Consider the following 3,733-nt stretch of genomic DNA (forward strand, 5'->3'; position numbering starts at 1 on the left):
CGACCATACGACCTTCGGGCGCGACCTCATGGCGAGGGCTTTTGGCGGTGACCCGCCGCCCATCGCCCTCAACGCCCTGGAGACGGCGAACGATCGGAGCGAGCAGGAAGGATTCAAGTTCCTCACCATGGGGGCCATGTCCGGCATGAGGAATCTTTACAGCCACGGCGATGTCGAGCAGATGTCGGCCATGGACGCCATTGAGCGGCTTGCGTTCGTAAGCCTGCTGTTCAAGAGAGTGGGCAAGGTCATAGCGGACCGGAAGGAGCGCAGCTCATGAGCGCAGACGCACAATCCCCCCTGCCTCCGCCTTCGGGGCTCTCGGTGCTCGTGGAGTGGGCAAACAACCTAGACCCTTGGCTCCGAAAACTCGCTAGCGAGGTCAATTGGGACACATCGCCGCCTTTCGGACGAAGGCACCGGAGCGATCGACAGGACTGGCAGGACCTGCAGGACGCGCGACCGGAGTACCTGGCATGACCCTCACCGCTCTGCGTATAGCCAACTTCAAGGCTTTCGCCGCGTCCCAGCGCGTACCGCTTCGGCCCATCACGCTCGTCTACGGCGCCAACAGCGCCGGGAAGTCGAGCATCCTCCACGCGCTCGCGCTGGCGCACCACGCCGTGGAAACCGGAGAACTGGACGTCCAGCGCACGCAGATCGGCGGCGAGTCGATCGACCTCGGCGGTTTCCGTCAGTACGTGCACCGGCGAGATCGAGGACGGCAGGTGGAGCTAGCCTTCGAGATCGATCCCGGAAAGCTTTCCGGCAGAGTGGGGGAGCTGTTGCGCACCGCTCGAAAGGTGGTGGTCGAGTTGGCCGTGGGTTCGGGGTTTGCGAGCGATCAGGCAACGCCTTTCGGCGATCGGGCGACAAATGCGGGAGGGGGGGCGCGGGTCGAGCGGTTTTCCGTGGAGGTGGACGGCCAACCGCTGCTCGCGATGAGCGCGCGCGCCGGAGGGGTTTTGCGGCTCGATCGCCTTGAGCACGGACACCGGGTGTTTCGCGAACTTTTCCGGGCGCTGCTCATGCTTGCCACCACCACCGAGGAAATCCGCGACGAAGATCTGGCGGCGCTCCGCGAGGTTCTTGACGCACTGGTACCAAGCATCGCGGCGAAGACGCCGGCACTTTTCCCTCGCATTCAGGAGGACGCATCAACTGGGGAAACCGACACGTGGCAAGCCGCAGATCTGGTGCCCGTGAGCCGCGGCCGCCGGGCCGCCGACCTGGCCCGGGCCGCGAGGCTTTTCCTGCCTCGCGCGTTGCGCGAGATTGTGGACGGTCTCGCGTCATCTCTCGAATACGAGATTCGACGGCTCCGCTACCTCGGCCCGCTGCGCTCCTATCCCCCGAGACACTTGGCGTTCTCCCAGCAGCACGATCCCAACTGGTTCGCTGGCGGAGGTTACGCGTGGGACGTCGTCCGCACGCGCGAGGACGTCCGCCGCCGCGTGAACGCATGGCTCGGCGATCCGGATCGATTGAAGACACCCTACGAGCTGGAGGTGCGTGATCTTCTCCCGGCGACCGCGGTCGAGGGGGAACTTCCCGAGAAGGCTGCCAAAGCCCTCCACGATCTGGCCGCCGAGATGCTCCGGCGCCTTCAGGCGGACGAGGACGCCAGCCTGAAGGATCTGGCCATAGACCTGGCCGAGCAACTTTCCGAGATGGATCCTGCCGCGGCGGAAGCGACCTTCCCCGAAGTGGAGGATCTCGTGGCCGCGGTAACGGATGTGGAGGAACTCACGAAGCGCTGGACCGCTGAGATGGTAAAGGACCGCGGCGAGTCGCTTCAGGACCTCGTTCTCGTGGACAAGCGATCAGGCACACCGGTCAGCCACCGGGATGTCGGGATTGGGGTGAGCCAAGTGCTCCCGGTACTGGTCGCGGCTTATGCGTCCAGGGAGAAACTCCTTGCAATCGAACAACCGGAGATCCATCTCCACCCCGCCCTTCAGGCCGAACTCGGCGACGTGTTGATCGAATCGGCCCTCGGGGGTTCTGAAAACACGCTGTTGATCGAGACCCACAGCGAGCACCTGCTGTTGCGCATCATGCGCCGCATGCGCGAAACCTTCGACGGAGAGTTGCCGGAAGGGGTGCCTGAAGTACGTTCGGAGCACGTGATGGTGCTCTTTGTCGAGCCTGACGGGCCTAGGAGCATCGTGAGGGAGATGCCCCTCAACGAGCGGGGCGAGCTGGTCAAGGCTTGGCCCGGGGGATTTTTCGAGGAAGGTCTGCGGGAGATCTTCTGATGCCGCTGCTGGCCGATTACGCGATTACACCGGACGTGTTCGACGCCACCTCATACCCGAGCGAAGAGTTGGGTCGAGCCTATCTCCAGCCGCTCAAGGAGGTGCTGCTCTCCGAAGGTCTGGTCCGGGATCTCCGGAACGGGGAGTGGCTTGAAATGTTCAGGGACAGCGGACGACCCTGGCATCGCCACGGAAAGGAGCTTGTTAAGAAGTTAGCCCAGCAGGGCCGCCTCGTGCAATTTCAGTCCATGCGGAATGACACGCCGGCTGATGACGTGGCATGGTGCGAAGAGGCGATCGGTACGCATCAGATTTTTCCATTCACCGGAGGGATCATCGTCACGGAGTCCGTCAAAGATAGATTTGCCGACAACGAACTGATCGCGCGAATCGATCGCTTGCCGAGCGCGTCATGGTGGGCGAGACGGCGCTCCTCGGTGCGCCTGGCTCGCAACCTGGACGAGTACCTCAAGCACCTGAACCCGTTGCTGCGGTGCGCGAACTCGCTGATGTTCATCGATCCTCATCTCGACCCTGCCCGGCCGGGCTACCGCGAGTTCGGCCAGCTCCTGCAAGCTTCGGGGGGGCGCCGTCCTCCACCTACGATCCAGATCCATCGCGTCGCGTGGTTTGGATCAAGCCGGGACAAGCGGCCCCAATGCGAAGAACTCGAGGTCTCGTTCCGGGCCGCACTCACCGACCCCTTGAGGGCCAACGGTCTCCGCATCGAGGTGTTCCTCTGGGACGATTTTCACGACCGCTACCTGATCAGCAACCTTGTCGGTATCTCTCTGCCCAACGGTTTCGATACGACAACGAACCCCAACGCCGTGACCACCTGGGCCCGGATCAGCCGGGAAGACCGCGATGACGTCCAGCGCGAGTTCGACCCCGCCAGCGGCCGGCATACCCTACACGCGCGGTTCGAGATACCGCCGCCAGACTAGCGGAGAGATAGACGGAGCGGTTCTGGGCGGTGCATGCCGAAACGGCGTCGAAGGCAGGCGTCGGCAAGAAGCTTCGCCGTTTGCGCCGTCTACTAGGACACACGTAGCAGCATACCGTGATAAGCCGTCGGCAGGAGGAAGTAGCGGCCGCCGCCGAGAACTCCTTAGTCACTTGGTCAAGAATCTCTAGGTCACGATCGCAGAGACCGGCCGACCGGACAACATGAGTCTTCTCGAACCGGAAGAGTAGATTCCGAAAGCGCGGCGGGACCGGACACCGAACACGGTCTCCTGACAATGGTGGAGGTCGCTCCCAGCCGTCAAACTTGGACAGACTTTATCCTGAATCCGTGAGCGCTCAAGGGGCGTAGGGGGTGCAGACCCTTCGGAAGGGGTCTTTTGCCCCCAGTAGGCGCCGACACCGTCGGTTCCAGGTTTTACAAAGAGGGGTTTACGGCCACATGAGCCATCAATTCCTCGTGTATAAGTGTGACAATCCCACCCGGAAGGTAGAGTGGTCCCTTCTGT

3 protein-coding genes are annotated in these 3,733 nt (G+C 63.0%); all 3 read left to right on the forward strand.

The window, feature by feature from the left end:
• Nucleotides 1-280, forward strand: a 280-nt coding sequence (locus ACYQ8L_RS18240) for a TIGR02391 family protein (protein ID WP_459943250.1), incomplete at its 5' end; no start/stop codon positions are given.
• A 196-nt stretch (nucleotides 281-476) separates the two neighbouring features.
• Nucleotides 477-2,258, forward strand: a complete 1,782-nt coding sequence (locus ACYQ8L_RS18245) for an AAA family ATPase (RefSeq protein WP_459943251.1) — start codon at nucleotides 477-479, stop codon at nucleotides 2,256-2,258.
• Entirely contained in the window at nucleotides 2,258-3,205 is a 948-nt protein-coding gene (locus tag ACYQ8L_RS18250; RefSeq protein WP_459943252.1) for a hypothetical protein, read from the forward strand. The genes ACYQ8L_RS18245 and ACYQ8L_RS18250 overlap by 1 nt, the downstream gene beginning before the upstream one ends.
• Nucleotides 3,206-3,733: the final 528 nt, after the last annotated feature.

The sequence above is a fragment of the Deferrisoma palaeochoriense genome, assembly GCF_054656955.1.

Excerpts from the sequence above, each read along its gene's own strand:
- ACYQ8L_RS18245 (WP_459943251.1), top strand. The coding sequence starts at position 477 with ATGACCCTCACCGCTCTGCGTATAGCCAACTTCAAGGCTTTCGCCGCG.
- ACYQ8L_RS18250 (WP_459943252.1), top strand. The coding sequence starts at position 2,258 with ATGCCGCTGCTGGCCGATTACGCGATTACACCGGACGTGTTCGACGCC.